The organism is Streptomyces anandii JCM 4720 (assembly GCF_014650655.1).
GTDB lineage: Bacteria > Actinomycetota > Actinomycetes > Streptomycetales > Streptomycetaceae > Streptomyces > Streptomyces anandii.
In genome coordinates this window covers 45,044-60,761 of the sequence record NZ_BMVJ01000009.1, presented here as the reverse complement: position 1 = coordinate 60,761, position 15,718 = coordinate 45,044, and the positions used below count along the sequence as shown (strand labels likewise).

General features: G+C 71.6%; 21 protein-coding genes and 1 pseudogene. 5 read left to right on the top strand and 17 right to left on the bottom strand.

Going from position 1 to position 15,718, the window contains the following annotated elements; genetic code table 11:
• Nucleotides 1–181 (bottom strand): annotated as a pseudogene (locus tag IE249_RS37640) (aminoglycoside phosphotransferase family protein); the annotation flags it as partial.
• A 282-nt stretch (nt 182–463) separates the two neighbouring features.
• Here IE249_RS37640 and IE249_RS17725 point away from each other — a divergent pair.
• Nucleotides 464–1,264 (top strand): HAD family hydrolase, encoded by an 801-nt coding sequence (locus IE249_RS17725; RefSeq protein WP_189705806.1) that lies wholly within the window; start codon nt 464–466, stop codon nt 1,262–1,264.
• On the opposite strand, the gene IE249_RS17720 is transcribed toward IE249_RS17725, so the two are convergent.
• Nucleotides 1,235–2,107, bottom strand: a complete 873-nt coding sequence (locus IE249_RS17720) for a winged helix-turn-helix domain-containing protein (protein WP_189705805.1) — start codon at nt 2,105–2,107, stop codon at nt 1,235–1,237. The two genes, IE249_RS17725 and IE249_RS17720, sit on opposite strands and share 30 nt — an antisense overlap.
• Before the next feature lie 176 nt (nt 2,108–2,283).
• Here IE249_RS17720 and IE249_RS17715 point away from each other — a divergent pair, with 176 nt between their 5' ends.
• On the top strand, nt 2,284–2,466 hold the full coding sequence (locus IE249_RS17715) for a hypothetical protein (RefSeq protein ID WP_189705804.1): 183 nt from the start codon (nt 2,284–2,286) through the stop codon (nt 2,464–2,466).
• On the opposite strand, the gene IE249_RS17710 is transcribed toward IE249_RS17715, so the two are convergent.
• Both IE249_RS17710 and IE249_RS17705 read right to left on the bottom strand, forming a co-directional pair.
• Nucleotides 2,457–3,176, bottom strand: coding sequence for an HAD family hydrolase (locus IE249_RS17710; protein ID WP_229858739.1), 720 nt, complete (start codon nt 3,174–3,176; stop codon nt 2,457–2,459). The genes IE249_RS17715 and IE249_RS17710 overlap by 10 nt on opposite strands.
• Nucleotides 3,177–3,205: 29 nt before the next feature.
• Nucleotides 3,206–4,084: a winged helix-turn-helix domain-containing protein gene (locus tag IE249_RS17705; protein ID WP_189705802.1), complete on the bottom strand. Its 879-nt coding sequence runs from the start codon at nt 4,082–4,084 to the stop codon at nt 3,206–3,208.
• A gap of 178 nt (nt 4,085–4,262) precedes the next feature.
• Here IE249_RS17705 and IE249_RS17700 point away from each other — a divergent pair, with 178 nt between their 5' ends.
• Nucleotides 4,263–4,451, top strand: a complete 189-nt coding sequence (locus IE249_RS17700; RefSeq protein WP_189705801.1) for a hypothetical protein — start codon at nt 4,263–4,265, stop codon at nt 4,449–4,451.
• Nucleotides 4,452–4,549: 98 nt separating this feature from the next.
• On the opposite strand, the gene IE249_RS17695 is transcribed toward IE249_RS17700, so the two are convergent.
• The 4 genes from IE249_RS17695 to IE249_RS17680 form a co-directional block, all read right to left on the bottom strand.
• Nucleotides 4,550–5,449, bottom strand: a complete 900-nt coding sequence (locus IE249_RS17695) for a GntR family transcriptional regulator (RefSeq protein ID WP_229858738.1) — start codon at nt 5,447–5,449, stop codon at nt 4,550–4,552.
• Nucleotides 5,450–5,833: 384 nt separating this feature from the next.
• Nucleotides 5,834–7,102: a GNAT family N-acetyltransferase gene (locus tag IE249_RS17690; RefSeq protein ID WP_189705799.1), complete on the bottom strand. Its 1,269-nt coding sequence runs from the start codon at nt 7,100–7,102 to the stop codon at nt 5,834–5,836.
• Nucleotides 7,103–7,228: 126 nt separating this feature from the next.
• Nucleotides 7,229–8,209: an asparaginase gene (locus IE249_RS17685; RefSeq protein ID WP_189705798.1), complete on the bottom strand. Its 981-nt coding sequence runs from the start codon at nt 8,207–8,209 to the stop codon at nt 7,229–7,231.
• An 89-nt stretch (nt 8,210–8,298) separates the two neighbouring features.
• Nucleotides 8,299–8,916, bottom strand: a complete 618-nt coding sequence (locus tag IE249_RS17680) for an RsiG family protein (protein ID WP_189705797.1) — start codon at nt 8,914–8,916, stop codon at nt 8,299–8,301.
• A gap of 190 nt (nt 8,917–9,106) precedes the next feature.
• Between IE249_RS17680 and dtd the strand changes: the two genes are divergently transcribed.
• A complete protein-coding gene (gene dtd, locus IE249_RS17675) occupies nt 9,107–9,532 on the top strand; it encodes a D-aminoacyl-tRNA deacylase (RefSeq protein ID WP_189705796.1) in 426 nt (141 codons plus the stop codon).
• A 39-nt stretch (nt 9,533–9,571) separates the two neighbouring features.
• On the opposite strand, the gene ygfZ is transcribed toward dtd, so the two are convergent.
• The 6 genes from ygfZ to IE249_RS17645 all read right to left on the bottom strand — a co-directional run bounded on the left by ygfZ (nt 9,572) and on the right by IE249_RS17645 (nt 14,238).
• A complete protein-coding gene (gene ygfZ / locus IE249_RS17670) occupies nt 9,572–10,537 on the bottom strand; it encodes a CAF17-like 4Fe-4S cluster assembly/insertion protein YgfZ (RefSeq protein ID WP_189705795.1) in 966 nt (321 codons plus the stop codon).
• Between the two features lie 10 nt (nt 10,538–10,547).
• Nucleotides 10,548–10,985 (bottom strand): Fur family transcriptional regulator, encoded by a 438-nt coding sequence (locus IE249_RS17665; protein WP_189705794.1) that lies wholly within the window; start codon nt 10,983–10,985, stop codon nt 10,548–10,550.
• Between the two features lie 28 nt (nt 10,986–11,013).
• Complete coding sequence (locus IE249_RS17660; RefSeq protein ID WP_189705793.1) at nt 11,014–11,589, bottom strand: heme-binding beta-barrel domain-containing protein; 576 nt, start codon at nt 11,587–11,589, stop codon at nt 11,014–11,016.
• A 239-nt stretch (nt 11,590–11,828) separates the two neighbouring features.
• Nucleotides 11,829–12,680: a hypothetical protein gene (locus tag IE249_RS17655; RefSeq protein ID WP_189705792.1), complete on the bottom strand. Its 852-nt coding sequence runs from the start codon at nt 12,678–12,680 to the stop codon at nt 11,829–11,831.
• On the bottom strand, nt 12,677–13,531 hold the full coding sequence (locus IE249_RS17650; protein WP_189705791.1) for a hypothetical protein: 855 nt from the start codon (nt 13,529–13,531) through the stop codon (nt 12,677–12,679). The genes IE249_RS17655 and IE249_RS17650 overlap by 4 nt, the downstream gene beginning before the upstream one ends.
• Complete coding sequence (locus tag IE249_RS17645; RefSeq protein ID WP_229858736.1) at nt 13,528–14,238, bottom strand: hypothetical protein; 711 nt, start codon at nt 14,236–14,238, stop codon at nt 13,528–13,530. The genes IE249_RS17650 and IE249_RS17645 overlap by 4 nt, the downstream gene beginning before the upstream one ends.
• Nucleotides 14,239–14,418: 180 nt before the next feature.
• Here IE249_RS17645 and IE249_RS17640 point away from each other — a divergent pair, with 180 nt between their 5' ends.
• Entirely contained in the window at nt 14,419–14,781 is a 363-nt protein-coding gene (locus tag IE249_RS17640) for a DsrE family protein (protein WP_189705789.1), read from the top strand.
• Nucleotides 14,782–14,874: 93 nt separating this feature from the next.
• On the opposite strand, the gene IE249_RS17635 is transcribed toward IE249_RS17640, so the two are convergent.
• The 3 genes from IE249_RS17635 to IE249_RS37635 form a co-directional block, all read right to left on the bottom strand.
• Nucleotides 14,875–15,132: a DUF3099 domain-containing protein gene (locus IE249_RS17635; RefSeq protein WP_189705788.1), complete on the bottom strand. Its 258-nt coding sequence runs from the start codon at nt 15,130–15,132 to the stop codon at nt 14,875–14,877.
• Between the two features lie 99 nt (nt 15,133–15,231).
• Nucleotides 15,232–15,519: a DUF1416 domain-containing protein gene (locus IE249_RS17630; RefSeq protein WP_006139129.1), complete on the bottom strand. Its 288-nt coding sequence runs from the start codon at nt 15,517–15,519 to the stop codon at nt 15,232–15,234.
• Between the two features lie 37 nt (nt 15,520–15,556).
• A partial coding sequence (locus IE249_RS37635) for a rhodanese-like domain-containing protein (protein ID WP_268249706.1) occupies nt 15,557–15,718 on the bottom strand: 162 nt, incomplete at its 5' end.

Here is a 15,718-nt window from a genome sequence, read left to right as displayed (position 1 = left end):
CCCGCAGCGCCCCGAGCAGCTCCTCCTCCGAGAGGAAACACCTGCGGTCGAACCACAGGATCTCCTCACGCGGCTCCCGGCACTTGACCTCGCGCGACCCGTCCGGCAGCGGGAAGACGTACGTCTCGTGGTGGTATCCCCCCTCGAGCGGGCCCTTGACGACGGACGCGTCGCCGCTCATTTCGTCGGCCCGCCGACGTGCTCCGGAGACCGCTTGGGGTGTCATTCGTCGCGTCGCGCCCGTTCCGGTTGAGCCGATGGTTGAAGGGGAGACGCACGTTACTCCGAGGAGGTCGGGCCGCGGTGGAGGATTGGGCCATTCAGTGCCGCCGGAATCGCCGGATAGAGGGAACAGGGGCGCGTTCGGACGACGCGGACGCACGGCCGAAGCCCCGCAGAAACGGCATTCCGCGCCGAACCGAGCGGCTGGCGGGGGGACGCGTCACTGGGGCACACTGCCGCGATGACCGCGACGAGACCGCCCACGGCGGAACCGGCCGGGGAGCCCGGCTCCCTGGCCGGGCTGCTGACCACCACCCGCGCGGTGCTGCTCGACTTCGACGGACCGGTCTGCGACCTCTTCGCGGGTACGTCCACGGCGGGCGTGGCGGCGCGGATCAAACGGCGGGCCCGCTGGTACTGGGGGCCGCTCGCCCCGGAGGCCGCGGCCTGCGACGACTCGCACGACATCCTGCGGCGGCTGCGGGACATGTACGACACCCCCGCCCCCCGGGCACGCGGCCGGCGGCCGCTGGTGGTGGCCGAACGCATCGTGGCACGGCAGGAGTCGAGGGCGGTGCGGACGGCCCGGCCGGCCCCGCGGCTCGACGACCTGGTCGTGTCGCTGCGGTCGCTCGGAATGCGGCTGGCCGTGGTCAGCAACAATGCCGAGGCCCCCATCCGCGCCTATCTGGGAAAGCTGGGAATCGAGGGCGAGTTCGCCGGCGTATTCGGTCGCGACCCACGGGACGCACGGCTCATGAAACCCGATCCGGATTGTGTCGTGCGTGCCCTCGAACGCCTTTCGCTCCCCGCCTCCCAATGCCTTCTCGTGGGCGACAAGGTCACGGATCTGAAGGCGGCCCGATCAGCCGGAACCTGTTTTCTCGGCTACACGCAGGACCCGGTCCTTGCGCGGGAGATGAGGGAGGGCGGCGCGAATGCGGTCGTCTCCTCCCACGACCCCGTCATCGAGGCCGCCGGAATGCTCCGCCCAGGTCCGCCGGGGTCAGGTTCACTCCTCGGCCAGGAAGTCCCAGACTGAGTCGAACCACTTCTGCGTGGTCTCGACGAACACGGTGCCCTGCGCTTGCGCGTCGTCGCTCCTCACATGGTGCGTGAGGGTGGCGCCCAGGCCTACGACGTCCACCGCCTCGATCTCGGTGCCGTCGTCCAGATCCACCAGGCGCTCGTAGACCTCGTAGAAACCGTGCAGCGCCTCGGCCTTGTTGATCAGGTAGAGCTTGAACGCCGGGGTCAACGGGGCATAGCGGATCCGCACGTCGACCGAGGGCACCAGCTTTGTCGTGCGCAGGTACCGCAGCGTGGAGCGCAGTGATTCGACATGCCGGCGGGTGACGCCCCGGACCCGCTCCCGCAGGACGTCGTCGTAACGGCCGTCCGCGGACCGCCCATAGGGGTACGGGACCGAGTCCGCGGGCAGCAGCATCCGCACCCCGATGTGCCGCGGCGCGATCGCGCCCGCCTGGATGCGCTCGGCCTGGAGCCGGATGTGGGCGTCGAGCGATTCGGAGGTCAACGTGTAGACGTCCAGCGTCACTTCGGGCTCCTCGAAGGCGCTGCCGATGAGCGGCCCGAGGGTCACCGGCCGGCCGGGGACGCGGCTGCCCGCCGGCGAGTGGATGCGCTGCGTCCTGAGCACCCGCGACCCGCTGCCCTGCCGCGATTCGATCCAGCCCTCGCGCTGCAACTCGCGAAGCGCGCGCTGCACCGTGTCGCGTGAGACGCCGAGTTCCTTGGCGAGGTCGCGCTGTGCGGGCAGGAAACCGCGCAGCGGGTACGTGCCGTCGGTCATCCGGGAGCGCAACTCGTCGGCGACGCGCTGGAACTCGCGGCCGCCGGCCTCCTCGCCGTACTGCTCGCTCACAGAGCGACCGTACCGCCACACGCCCGCCGCCAAACCGCTTTCGGTCAACCAGCCAGTCCAACTTGACTGGCTGGTTAGGCGATCAATCAGTCCGGGGACAACCAATCTACGGCAACCAGTCCAATTGGAATGGTTGTTGGCGAGTCTAGGGCCGAGGGGACGGGAGGCGGAGGGGCATGGTCCTGAACGCGGCGATCAGAGAGGGCCTCGGGCTGCTTGCGGGCACGCTGACGCAGGAGAAGCTCGGCTGGGTGGGAGTGGTGCTGCTGTGCGCGCTCGCGGTCGGCGTGCGAGCGCGGCACAGCGGTCTGGCGGTGGGGGCCGCCGTGGCGCTGACGCTGCTGATGACTCAGGCCTGATCGCGGACGGTCCGCAGCACCGGTTCCAGTGACTCCACGACCAGGGTCGCGCCGGCTTCGCGCAGCAGCTTGGCCTTGCGCTCGTTGCGCGCGTAGCCGAGGAAGGGCACCTCGGCCTCGCGGGCCGCGGCGAAGTCCGAGGGCGTGTCGCCGATCATCAGGGCGGTCTCCGGCGCGGCGCCCATGGCGTTCAGCGCGCGGTTGAGGAAGTGCGGGTCCGGCTTGAGGCGGCGCAGTTCCTGCGTGCGGCCGTAGATGTGCGGGGCGAAGCAGGGAAGCAGCGTGCGGCTCTCCAGGTACGTCTGCACCGTGCGGGGCGAGTTGTTGGTGACGACGGCCAGGCGGGCGCCCAGCGCCTTCCAGGTGCGGATCAGCGGGTCGGCGTACGCGGTGGGCATGGCGGTCGTCACGGCCCGCAGTTCCTCCTGCGTCAGCCGCTCCTCCAGTTCCGCGAGCAGGTCGCTGCCGGGGTGCCTGCGGTCCACGGCGCGCAGCACCACGTGCGGATCGACGGCACCGCGCTCGCCCTCGGTGAGCAGTCCGTGCAGGCCGCGGCCGCTCAGCCAGTCGACCAGTTCCCTCGCCACCCGCTCCGCCGAATGCCCCGCGAACAGGCGGCAGATGGGGCCGTCGAAGTCCCAGAGGACCACTTGGGCGCGGGTGATCGGTTCCCGCAGGTTCTCGGTGTCGTTCCCGGTCTCGGCTGTCACCGCTTCAGTCTGCGTCGTATCAGAAGTCACTAGGAGAGTGTCAGATCCGTCGTGATGGTTTCCCAGAGGGCGTCGAACCACTTCTGGGATTCCTCCACGAAGGCGGCGTCCCGCGCCCCGGTCGCCCTCTCGAAGGAGAACAGGAGGGACTCGGTGCCGAGGACGTCGTACATGTCGAGGGTGCCGTCGTCGGCGGGCTCCTCGCGGCGGGTGATCATGTAGTACGCCATGAGCGCCTCCGCGCCGTTGAGCAGGTAGAGCTTGACCGGCGGGGTGAACGGCAGGGCGCGGAAGGCCACACGGACGTCGATGCCGTGGGTGGCACGCAGCGCGTTGAGGTTGTGGCGCAGTACGTGGCCCTGGGCGTTGCGCTGGTCGAGCCAGCGCCGGTGGACCGGGTCGTCGTCGCTGTCGTGGTCGACCGAGACCGGGAAGGCCAGGTCGATGTCGCGGGAGGGCAGCAGCAGTCGTACGTCGATGGACTCGGGGCGCAGCCGGCCCTCGTGGATCAGCCGGACGGGCTCGCCGAGGGCGATCATCAGCGTCTCGGCGGTCAGGCAGGCGGCGTCGATGCGGACCCGCCGGGCCTCGAAGGCCTCCACCAGCCGTGGTGCGAGGCCCACCATGGTCGGCTGGGGCTCGGAGCCGGCCGCGGCCGGAGCGGCGATCCTCGGGGGGCTGCCCTTGCTGACGTTGCTCAGCAGGCCGTCGGCCTGGAGGAGCCGCAGGGCCTGGCGCACGGTGCCGCGCTCCACGCCGAACTCCTCGGCGAGCTCGGCCTGGGTGGGAAGGCGGTCGCCGGGCTTGAGCTCGCCGGCGCGGATCCGCTCGCGCAGGGCATCGGCGATCTCCTGCGGCGAGCTTCTTCTGCTGCCGTTCACGGCCACGTTCTCCTGAGTCACGACCAAACGCTACAACTTTGATCCATCTGGCGGGAGTTGTTTGGAACTTGTTTATAAGTAGGGACCAAGTGGGGACAACTACATCAGAGTTGGTTGCCAACTTGATTGAGTTGGCGGAAGTTTTGCCTCATGCAACCCCCCACTCCAGCCAGACCGCCAGGAAAGCCCGAAGGGGGAGATCGCCGTGCCTGTGTTCGCCATTCTGTCCGCAGTCTTCGTCGTCGGCTTCGAGCAGCTCGTGCAGTGGAAGTACGGCGCGATGGGCTTCGTCGGCCTGCTGCTGCTCACCGTCGGCCTCAAGTCCAGGAACCCGACCATCAGCTCGGTGGGAGCCGTGGTCCTGGCCATGCTCCTGGCCGGGCCCGCTCTCTGAGGGCCCGGCTCCCTAGAACCCGCCCTCTGAGGGCTCGTCCCCCGGGGGCTCGTCCGTCCACGTGGGAGACATCGGTTCCTGAGCGTCCGCCGCCGGCGTCAGCCGGTCAGCGTCAGCTCCGAACTGATCGTCTCCCACAGCGCGTTGAACCACAGGTGGGACTGCTCGACGAAGGTGGTGTCGCGCGCCCCGGCGCCCTGCTCGAAGGCGAACAGCACCGACTGGGTGCCCTCGGCGTCGTAGAGCTCGAGTGGCTCGTGATCGATCTCCTCCTCGCGCCGGCGCAGCGTGTAGTAGGCGTAGAGCGCCTCCGCGCCGTTGAGCAGGTAGAGCTTGACCGGCGGGGTGAAGGGCAGGGCGCGGAAGGTCACGCGCACGTCGATGCCGTGGGTGGCGCGCAGGGCCAGCAGGTTGTGGCGGAGCACCTGGCCCTGGGCGTTGCGCTGGGCCAGCCAGCGCCGGCGCAGCGGGGCGGAGGCGGTGGCGTCCACCGGGGTGGGGAAGGCGAGGTCGATGTCCCGGGACGGCAGCAGCACCCGCACGTCGACCTTGGCCGGTTTCATTCGCCCGGCGTGGATCTGGCGCAGCGGTTCACCGATGGCGAGGGTGAGCGAGATCGAGGTCAGGCACAGGGCGTCGATCTCGACGTGGGAGGCGGCGAAGGCGGCGGCGATCCGGGGTGCGAGGGCGACCGTGGTGGGCAGCGGCGGGGCCGCCGGGCCGGTCAGCGCCCGCACCGGGTCGGCTGCGACGATCGCCGGGCTGCCCTTGGTCATGTTGGTGAGCAGGTGCTCCGACTGCAGGATGCGCAGGGCCTGGCGCACGGCGCCGCGCTCCACGCCGAACTCGTCGGCCAGCCTGGCCTGCGTGGGCATGCGCTCGCCCGGCCGCAGCCGGCCGGTCCTGATCCGGCGCCGCAGTTCGTCGGCGACCTCGCGGTGTGACCGCTGGGGCCCCGTCCGCCCACCGGCGGTGGCGTGTTCCGCGTCCACGGCCAAACGGTACAACTTCCCGCCATGTTTAGGCAGTTCCATGGAAGGTGGTTATGAGTCGCTTCCAAGCGGAGATAAGAAGAGTGAAGTTGGTGGCCAACTTGACCGACATGGTCAAACTTTCCAAGTGTTGGCCACCAGGGTGACGGTTGGGAAACGACGGACCGCGCTCCCTTCCGGAGGGGAGCCGGGAGCACGGTCGATCGGCGCCGGCGCACAAGGACAGCGGGCCGGCACCCGGCACCACGGCACAGTCACAACTGAACAACCGTGGACAACCACGGGCGGCACAGCCACAACTCAACATCGTGACCGTCAAGCACAGCCACAACTGAACAGCCAAGCTACGGATGCGTCATCCCTCTCACCGTCACCGGCAGGAAGGAGCGCTCAGAACATGTCCGGGCACCAAGGCCGCCTGGACGTACGCAGCAGGGCGTCGGCCGACCGGGCGGCGCCCGCTCGTTCTTCCTGGACCCGGCCGAGGGCGGCGAGCCGCACCGCGGACTCGTCGCCGAGCCACAGGGCCGCCAACTGAGCGACGTCGAGGGTCAGATCGGCCGACTCGGTCGTCGGCGTGCAGCTCGCGCCCTCGGGCGTGGCCTCGAGCCGCCGGCGGCCGCCGGCCGGGCCCGCCGGGTCCACCACCTCGAGCACCAGCGTGCCCGACCCCTCGTACGTCCGCGCCTCAAGGGCCCGTACGACGTCCAGGATCCGCACCCACAGCCAGTCCGCGTGCGTGAGGGGGGTGGCCGCACGGGGGTCGGGAAGGAGGTGGGGGAGCAGGTCGTCGGGGGCGCGGTAGCCGCTCCTGACCTTGGTGACCCAGTCGATGGAGCACAGGTGCAGCCACAGGGCGCGCTCGGCGGCCGGGGTCACCGCGATCAGGTTCTTCACCGTGACCGTGTTCAGCGGCTGCTTGGCGTCCGACCAGGTGTCGTCGCAGGTGTACGCGGCCAGGCCCTCCACCGTGCCGTCCGGGCCGCGGTGGACGGCGTAGAACGGCTCGGTCCACGGGGAGCCGTCCCTGCGCACCACGCCAGTGCTGACCTGCCACCAGCGGTCGGTGCGGTCGACCGCGCCGGGCTGGCGGCGGCGCAGCCGCTCGTGCAGTTCGGGGCCCAGCTTGCGGACGTCCTCGCCGTCGACGAGGTCCACCCGGCCGCCGTCGTCCGGGCCCGCGTAGCGGCGGTCGAGGCCGGCGCGGGGTACGTCGATCATCCACTCGGTGGCGTGGGTGGCGGGACCGAAGCCGTAGCGGCCGTAGATCGGGTACTCGGCGGCGATCAGGGTGGCGACGACGTCGCCGCGGTCCTTCGCGGCCGCCAGGTCCTTGGCCATCATGCGGCTGAGCAGGCCGCGGCGGCGGTGGGTGGAGGTGACGCTGACGTTGGTGATGGCGTCGGCGGGAACGGCGGCGCCGCCGACGGCGGTGAGTTCCTGCCGGAAGGAGCGGAACGTCGCCACGCACCGGCCGGCGTCGAACGCGCCGAGCGTGCGGTCGGGGATCAGCTGGGAACGCCGGTCCGCCACCTCGGCCTCGGAGGCCATGGGGGCGCGCAGGAAGCCGGTGTTGAGGGCGCGGATCCAGTCGGGGACCTCGGCGTCGGTGACGGAACGTATCTCGGAATCGGAACGGACCCGGACGGCAGCAGTCATGGCTCGACGGTAGACACCCCCCGACCGGGGTGTCGCCACCTTTTTCCGGGCCCGGCACCGGCCTTCCGGGCCCGGCACCGGCCTTCCGGGCCCGGCACCGGCTTGCCCGGACCGGCACCCGTCGGGTCAGAAGACCGCTCTGACTTCGCCGACCTCTCGGGAGCCGCCGTGGAGGGGCGTGTGGGCTATGCGGGGGAGGACCGGGGAGTCGATGTTCAGGAGGGTCAGGGCCCGGGCCAGGACCGGGCCCAGGGAGCGGGGGGATCCGTCGTCGATCTTGAAGGCCAGGGCGCGGCCGTCCGGCAGGGCGACCGCCTGCACCGCCTCCGCGCCCATCTTGGACAGGGCGCCCGGGATCTCGCGCATCAGCCAGGTGTCGGGGCGGCGGGTCCCGGCGACGTACTCCGGGTGGGCGCGCATGGCGTCGGCGACCCGGCGTTCGGGGCTGCCGGGCTCGGCGAGGACGAAGGAACGGTAGGCGCGGGCCAGGCCCGTGAGGCTGATCGCCATGAGCGGCGCGCCGCAGCCGTCCGTGCCGACCGCCGCGACCGGCTCCCCCGCCGCCTCCTCCACCACCGTGTGGATGAGCCGCTGCAACGGGTGCCCCGGGTCCAGATACGAATCCAGCGGCCACCCGCGCAGCGCGCAGACGGCGAGCATCGCGGTGTGCTTGCCGGAGCAGTTCATGGTCACGCGGTCGCGCACCGCCCCGGCCGCCAGGTATGTCTCCCGCTCCTCGGCGTCCAGCGGCAGGTCGGGCGGGCACTGGAGTTGGTCGGGGGTCAGGCCGTGCTCGCCGAGCATCTTGTGGACGAGGTCGCGGTGGAAGACCTCCCCCGAGTGGCTGGCCGCGGCGAGCGCCAGCCGCTCCCCCGACAGGTCCAGGCCCGCGCGCAGCACGCCCGCCGCCTGCATCGGCTTGTTCGACGAGCGCGGGAACACCGGCGCGTTCACGTCGCCGAGCGCCAGCTCCACCGAACCGTCCGCGCCCAGCAGCACCAGGCTCCCCCGGTGCCGCCCCTCCACGAACCCGGAGCGCACCACCTCGGCGAGGACCTGCGGCGCCGGGGTGGAGACGGACGGGACGGGCGCGGGTGACTCGGACATCGGCGGTGGCCTTCCGGGACGGCGGGTGGGAACCGGGAGCACGGCGGCGGCCTGCCCCACGCGCGCCCGGGATCGCCGTGGCCGCCGCGTCAGACGAGCAGGTCGTCCACTTGCGCTTCCCCATCACGGTACCTGCGGGCGATCTCCGCCCCGCAGCCGTCGGCCGTGCGCTGGAGCTCCTGCCGGCGGTGGGACACCTGCTGTTCGTACTCCACCAGGCGGCCCATCGCCGCGCCCAGCTCCAGGTCGGTGCGGGCGCCGAGGTCCGACAGCTCGACCTCGGCGAGCATCTGGGCGGCCAGCCGCCGGTACTCCTCGCTGTACGGTGTGCCGAGGGTCACATGGCGGGCGGAGGAGCGCTGCCGGGCGGGCGCGTCCCTGAGGATCTCCGCCAGCCGCTCCACCACGGAGGCCGGCCCGTCCGCGGGCGTGCGCCCGGCCGCCACGACCGGCTCGGGACCCGAGCCACGCCGGGCCAGCTCCGCGCGCAGGATGTCGATCCGCCCCTGGATCAGCCGCCGTACGTAACTGAGGTCGGCCTCGTCGCGCTGCGCCTGCCGGCACAGGGCGCGCAACTCGGGCAGGCTCAGCATGGTCAGCGGCGGCGGGCTGTCGGTGCGCTGCACCGGCGGCCGGTGTCCCTCCAGAGCTCCGAGGACACCGGCAGCGCCGGGCATCCGGGCTTCTCCGGCGACTGATGTGTTCATGCGTCTCAACCGTCCCCTCGACCGGCGCGTACGACAGCATCGTGCCACCCCGAGTGGCCAGAATGTGAACGAGTGCCCCCGATCAGCCCCAGATGGGGGGTTACGGAGCATAAAGAATCACGATATGGACTTCGCCACCCGTGACCTGAGCGGCCGCCGGTCACTTCCGGGGCCCGGCATGATGGTCGCCATGCGTGCAGTGGTGCAGAGGGTGGACGGCGCGAGCGTCGTCGTGGCGGGCGAGACGGTCGGCGCGATCGAGGGCGAGGGGCTGTGCGTCCTGGTGGGGGTGACCCACGAGGACACCAAGGAGAAGGCGGCGCAGCTCGCCCGCAAGCTGTGGTCGATCCGCATGCTGCACGGGGAGAGGTCGTGCAGCGACATCGGCGCCCCGCTGCTGGTCATCAGCCAGTTCACGCTCTACGGCGACGCCCGCAAGGGCCGCCGCCCCACCTGGAACGCGGCCGCCCCCGGCGATGTCGCCGAACCTCTCGTCGACGAGGTGGTCGCCCAGCTGCGGGCGCTGGGCGCGACGGTGGCGACGGGCCGGTTCGGCGCGCGCATGCGCGTGGCGCTGACGAACGACGGCCCGTTCACCGTACTGATCGAGGTCTGAGCCCCGGCCCCCGGACCGGCGGGAGCCAGGCTCGGCGGCCTACGGCTCGACGACCGTCTCCTGGGCCGCCGCCGTGTCCCCCGCCATCAGCCGCGCGTCCACCGGGACGTTCCGCTTGACCAGGGCGAGCGCGACCGGGCCGAGCTCGAAGTGCCGTACGGACGTGGTCACGAAGCCGACCTTGCGGCCGTCCGGCCCCTCGTCGGCGAGGCGGATCTCCGTGCCCGGCACCGGCAGGTGCACCTCGCTGCCGTCCAGGTGCAGGAAGACCAGGCGGCGCGGCGGCTTGCCGAGGTTGTGCACCCGGGCCACGGTCTCCTGCCCGCGGTAGCAGCCCTTCTGCAGATGGACCGCGGTGCCGATCCAGCCCAGCTCGTGCGGGATCGTGCGGTGGTCGGTCTCGAAGCCGACGCGCGGGCGGTGCTGCTCGACGCGCAGCGCCTCGTGGGCGAGGATCCCGGCGGGCGGCCCGGCCTTCTCCGCGTACGACTCCAGGTCGGCGCGCGGCAGGAACAGGTCCCGGCCGTGCGCGGTCTCCCGTACGACGACTCCCTCGGGCGTCTCGGTGATCGAACCGGCCGGGAGGTGCACCACGGCGAAGTCGCCGGTGCGGTCGGCGACCTCTACCCGGTAGAAGAACTTCATCGACTCCAGATAGGCGATCAGCGCCTCCTGGGTGCCGGGCTCCACGTGGGCCCACACCGTCTCGCCGTCGTCGACCAGATAGAGCGCGTGCTCGATGTGGCCGTGCGCGGAGAGGATCAGCGCCTCGGTGGCCTGGCCGACGGGCAGCTCGCTGACGTGCTGGGTGAGCAGCAGGTGCAGCCAGCTCAGCCGGTCCTCGCCGGAGACGGTGACGACACCGCGGTGGGAGAGATCGACGAATCCGGTGCCGTCCGCGAGGGCGCGCTGCTCGCGGAACAGGTCGCCGTAGTGGGCGGCGACGCCTTCGTCCACGCCCTCGGCGGGGACGGCGCCGGGCAGGGACAGCAAGGGGCTCTTCATACGGGCCAGCCTACGACGTGGTAGTTGAACTCTTCAGCGAACAGTCCTGGCAGCGGCCGAAGATCGCGAAGTGCTTCATGTCGGTGTCGAAGCCGAACTGCTGCCGCAGCTTGGCCGTGAAGTCGGCCGCCACCTCCACGTCGGCCTCGATGACGTTCTCGCAGTCCCGGCAGACCAGGTGCAGATGGTGGTGCCGGTCGGCGAGGTGGTAGGTGGGAGCGCCGTGCCCGAGGTGGGCGTGGCTGACCAGGCCCAGCTCCTCCAGCAGCTCCAGGGTCCGGTACACCGTGGAGATGTTGACCCCCGACGCCGTCTTCCTCACTTCGCCGAGGATGGCGTCGGGGGTCGCGTGCTCCAGGGTGTCCACGGCTTCGAGCACGAGTTGCCGCTGCGGCGTCAGCCGGTAGCCGCGCTGCCGCAGATCGGTCTTCCAGTCGGTGCTCACCACACTGAAAGTCTAGGACCAGTCGCCCGGCCTACTTGAAGAAGGCGATGCCGTCGTCCGGCAGATCGTCCGGGAGGGCCTTGGCCCAGCGCTCCACGTCCTCGGGGGTGACGACCTTCTTCAGGTGGGCGGACATGTAGGGGCGCAGCCCGACCTCGGGGGTCTGCTTCTCGCCGACCCACATCAGATCGCTCTTGACGTAGCCGTACAGCCGCTTGCCGCCGGTGTAGGGGCGGGAGGCGGCGGTGCGGGCCACGGCGTCGGTGACCAGGTCGATCTGGGGCTTCTTGTCGGCCAGTTCGCCGTACCAGATCTCGATGACGCCGTCGTCGCGGGTCATCGTGACCTCGACCCTGCGGCCGGCGTCGATCCGCCAGAAGCCGGACTCGGTCTCCAGCGGCTTCACCTTGTTGCCGTCGTTGTCCAGCACCCAGGTACGGGAGTGGTACTCCAGGAAGTCCCGGCCGTCGTGGGTGAAGGTGACCTCCTGGCCGAAGTTGCACTTCTCGGCGCCGGGGAAGTCGTGCACGCCGGCACCGGCCCAGTCGCCGAGCAGGAAGGCGAGGGGGACGAGGTCCTTGTGGAGGTCGGACGGGATCTCGATCATGAGCGGGGACTCCTGGACGTCGTCAGCGCTGGCCCTGGTACAGCTTCTTCACGGTCAGGTAGGCGAAGGCGAGGACGCCGACGCAGACCAGGACCAGCAGGGTTTCGAAGAAGATCTCCACGGGGTGCTCCTTGTCGAGCGCGGTGCGGTGCGGTACGTGCGTACACAGGGCCGGGCCCCAGCTTAGTCGGCCGGGGCCCGGCCCTCTTCGTGAGGTGCGCCGAGGTGCGTGCGCGGGCTCAGTCGAGCAGTTCCGCCTGGAGGGTCATCGTCTGGTGGAAGGGCACCGCGGGGGCCGAGCCCTTGCGGGACTGGAGGACGACGGCGAGGGTGTCGCCCGCGGAGAGGTAGCCCTGGCGCACCTGTTCGGCGCCGTACGGCTTGGACTCGGCGAAGGCCGTCTCGGTGACGTCCTCCAGCGTGGACCCGCCGGGGACGGCGGCGTATTGCGAGGCGCCCGCGCCGCGCACGGTGTAGCCCGGCCCGTAGTGGACGACCGTGTGCTCGAACAGGTCGTCCACGAGGACCGCGGAGCCGAACTGCAGCAGGTAGATCCGCGTGTGCGTGCCGTCCTCGGTGGTCCAGCCGCGGGCGGCGACGTGCCGCAGACCGTGGTCCGCGAGCCGGTGCGCGAACTCGGTGCGCTCGTCCTTCTTGGCGTACTCCGCGAGGAAGTCCCCGGTCGCCAGCCAGCCGTCCTTGCCGCGCAGCGCCTTGTCCTCCACCGCCCCGGCGGGGGCGGGCAGGACGAGGGCCCGCAGATCGGCGTAGTGCGCCCCGGCACTGTTCACCTCCGCGAAGGGGCCCGGGCTGCCGGACGGCAGCGGCGGCCGGACGATCTCCGGGTAGTCCCAGCGCCCGTCGGAGGCGGTGGCGAGACCCGGCAGATCCGTCCGGTCCATCCGGGTGACGCCGTACGCCGTGGACACCCCGGCCGCGGCGAGCACGAGCACGGCCGCGCCCCAGCGCAGCACGGCCCGCAGCACCCGGCGGTCCTTCCTGACCACGGGGGCGGCCGGCGCCGGGACCAGGGGCTGGTACGGCGGCAGGGGCGGGACGGGGGCCGGCGCGAGGGGCCGCTGGTCGCTCATATCGCCGCCCCGGGTTCCTTGATGCGGTCGAGTTGCGCGCGGAGCATCTTCGCCACGCCCTTCTTGTCGATGGGCCCGACCGCGTAGGCGGTGGCGGTGACCTGGACGTCGCCCACGTACGCCGAGCACACCATGACGTCGAGCTTCTCCTTGGAGTTCGCGGGCGGCAGGAAGCAGCGGGCGTTGTCGTGGCCCTCGATCCTCGGGCCCTGCCTGAGGACCTTCAGGGCGTCGAGGAACTCCTGCTGGTACCCGGCCAGGGAGCGGGCCGTGCGCCGACTGCCCAGCTGGGACAGCACGACCTCCATGGTGAAGACCCGGTCCTCGTCCAGAGCGGCGGCGCCCCGCCCGCTCAGGTAGCTGCGCATCGCCATGCCCTTGATGTGCTGCTTGTCGATCTGCTTCTCCAGCTGCCGGCGCGCGCTGCGCGGCAGGCTCCGCAGCGCCTGCTTGCGCAGCGCGGTGGCGCGGGCGCCGCTCAACTGGGCGTCGGAGCCGAACTCGCCCATGTCCGGGCCGGGGTCGTAGCCGCCGGTGCCGGTGCCGTAGGGCAGCAGCATGCCCTTGAGGCCGGTCGCGGCGGGCCGCGCTGCGGGCCGGTCCTTGGCCTTCTCCGGCACGTCCCAGACGGGCGCGCCCGGGTCGTGGCCGGCGTCGCGCACGGTGACCACGGTGAAGCCGGTACCGCCGAGGACGGCGGCGAGCAGGACGGCGCACCCGGCGATCACGCCGACGCGCCCCCGCCGGCGCGGCTTCCCGGACGCCGGCTGCTCCCGCTCCCGCTCCTGCTCCTGCTCCTGCTCCTGCTGCGGCTGCGGCTGCGGCTGCGGCTGCGGCTCGGGCTCGTTCACAGCCGCCCCACCTGCCGTTCGGCCAGGTCCATGATGTCCTTCTTGGGGATCGGGCTGGTGTCGTAGGCGTAGATCTCCATGGCGATGTCGCCGCGCCAGGCGTGCGCCTCGGCCGAGTACACGGGGACATAGCCGGGCTTCCGGTCCGGCGTGCTGTCGGCGTATGCCATGCCGTCGTCCGTGCCCGGGATCTCCCAGCCGTGGCTGCCCGGTTCCCGCTCGGCCCAGTACTCGCCGTTGTCCGCCTGCTGCGAGGCGCCCATGCTCTCCTCCTGGCGGTACTGCACCAGGTGGATCTCCACGAGCCGCGTGCCGCCCGTGCGCCACGCGGCGACGGCCGCGCGCCGGAACTGGCTGCGGAGCTGACCGCGGAAGGCCACGTCCGGCTTGTTGAACGTCTCCGCGTACTCGCTGAGGTTCATCCAGCCGTCCCGGCCCACCCCCAGCGGGTTGTCCCGCGCCCCGCTGGGCGCCTTGAGCAGCAGCTTGCGCAGGTCGCCCTCGGTCCTCACCTGCCGGTCCCGCGCGGCCGACAGCGGTTCGGGCGCGCCCTTCGCCTGCCGTACCACCGGCTGGGACAGCGGCGGCAGCGGGGTCGGCTCGCGGCCGGCCTGGATGACGTAGCCCGTGCAGACGCCGGCCACGACACCGAGCACGGCGGCGCCGGCGACGAGCGCGGCGGTACGACCACGCCGGCGCCCGGGCACTGCTGGTTCTTCCGGTACTGGTACTTCGGGTACTGCTGCTTCCGGTACTGCTTCTCCGGGTCTTTCCGGTACGTCCAAGGCGTCCCCCACACAACGTGAAGCGATCACTCCGTATACGCGCTTCACGGGAGACCCGCAGGCCTCGCCCGCAGTTGTAAGGGAGTTGATTACGATTCGGCCATGGCGAAGAAGCTCGTGATCAAGGTGACGGCAGGGGCGGACGCCCCCGAGCGCTGCTCTCAGGCGTTCACGGTGGCGGCGGTGGCGGTGGCCAGCGGGGTGGACGTCTCGCTGTGGCTGACCGGGGAGTCCTCGTGGTTCGCGCTGCCGGGCCGCGCGGCCGAGTTCGAGCTTCCGCACGCGGCCCCGCTGCCGGACCTGATCGACTCGATCCTCGCGGCCGGGCGCATCACCCTGTGCACCCAGTGCGCCGCCCGCCGCGAGATCACGGAGAAGGACGTGATCGAGGGGGTGCGGATCGCGGGGGCGCAGGTGTTCGTGCAGGAGGCACTGGGCGAGGAGACCCAGGCGCTCGTCTACTGAGGCTCGCGGCGAGGGCGGCACGGCCCGCGAGGCCCGCGAGGCCCGCGAGGCCCGCCGGGAACGCGCCGCCGGCGGCGGCGGCGGTCGCGCGGCTCAGTGGCGCTTCTTGCCGTCCAGTTCGTCCCACCACTCGTCCGACTGCGGGTCGCCGGACGGGTCGTCCCACCAGCGGTCGTCGGGTCCGCGCCGGTTGGCGACCATCGCGGCGGCCGGCGGGATCACCATGGCGACGACGCACATGCCGACCGCGGCCGGCACCGACCAGATGCGCACCACGCCCCAGGCCAGCACGAACAGCCCGATACAGATGCCCATCATGGCGAAGTAGACGTGACGACGGCGGGCGTACATGTGTCCAGGGTAGGGCGGCCCCCGTCGTCGCGCGGCATGCCGAAGGGCCGCACCCAGGCGTCCAACCCGCGGGTGCGGCCCTTCGTGACGGCGGGGCCGTCAGACCGCGATCGCGACCTCCGCGAGGCCGCCCTGCTGGGCGACGACCGTGCGGTCGGCGCTGCCGCCGGGCACCAGGGCCCGGACGGTCCAGGTGCCCTCGGCGGCGTAGAACCGGAACTGGCCGGTGGCGGAGGTGGGGACCTCCGCGGTGAACTCGCCGGTCGAGTCGAGCAGGCGGACGTAGCCCGTCACCGGCTCGCCGTCACGGGTCACCTGGCCCTGGATCGTCGTCTCACCGGGCTTGATCGTCGAGGCGTCGGGGCCGCCGGCCTTCGCTCCACACATGTGCTTCTCCAGAGGTCAGATAGGTCGGTCGGGTCTGTTACTTGCCGGCGCCGAGCTCGATCGGCACGCCCACCAGGGAGCCGTACTCGGTCCAGGAGCCGTCGTAGTTCTTGACGTTCTCCACGCCGAGCAGCTCGTGCAGCACGAACCAGGTCAGCGCGGAGCGCTCACCGATGCGGCAGTAGGCGATGGTGTCCTT

Bases quoted from the DNA above. Each gene is read 5' to 3' on its own strand.
- IE249_RS17685 (WP_189705798.1), bottom strand. From the start codon at position 8,209: ATGTCCGAGTCACCCGCGCCCGTCCCGTCCGTCTCCACCCCGGCGCCG.
- ygfZ (WP_189705795.1), bottom strand. From the start codon at position 10,537: ATGAAGAGCCCCTTGCTGTCCCTGCCCGGCGCCGTCCCCGCCGAGGGC.
- IE249_RS17690 (WP_189705799.1), bottom strand. From the start codon at position 7,102: ATGACTGCTGCCGTCCGGGTCCGTTCCGATTCCGAGATACGTTCCGTC.
- IE249_RS17640 (WP_189705789.1), top strand. From the start codon at position 14,419: ATGGCGAAGAAGCTCGTGATCAAGGTGACGGCAGGGGCGGACGCCCCC.
- IE249_RS17660 (WP_189705793.1), bottom strand. From the start codon at position 11,589: ATGATCGAGATCCCGTCCGACCTCCACAAGGACCTCGTCCCCCTCGCC.
- IE249_RS17655 (WP_189705792.1), bottom strand. From the start codon at position 12,680: ATGAGCGACCAGCGGCCCCTCGCGCCGGCCCCCGTCCCGCCCCTGCCG.
- IE249_RS17635 (WP_189705788.1), bottom strand. From the start codon at position 15,132: ATGTACGCCCGCCGTCGTCACGTCTACTTCGCCATGATGGGCATCTGT.
- IE249_RS17715 (WP_189705804.1), top strand. From the start codon at position 2,284: ATGGTCCTGAACGCGGCGATCAGAGAGGGCCTCGGGCTGCTTGCGGGC.
- IE249_RS17680 (WP_189705797.1), bottom strand. From the start codon at position 8,916: ATGAACACATCAGTCGCCGGAGAAGCCCGGATGCCCGGCGCTGCCGGT.
- IE249_RS17725 (WP_189705806.1), top strand. From the start codon at position 464: ATGACCGCGACGAGACCGCCCACGGCGGAACCGGCCGGGGAGCCCGGC.
- dtd (WP_189705796.1), top strand. From the start codon at position 9,107: ATGCGTGCAGTGGTGCAGAGGGTGGACGGCGCGAGCGTCGTCGTGGCG.
- IE249_RS17630 (WP_006139129.1), bottom strand. From the start codon at position 15,519: ATGTGTGGAGCGAAGGCCGGCGGCCCCGACGCCTCGACGATCAAGCCC.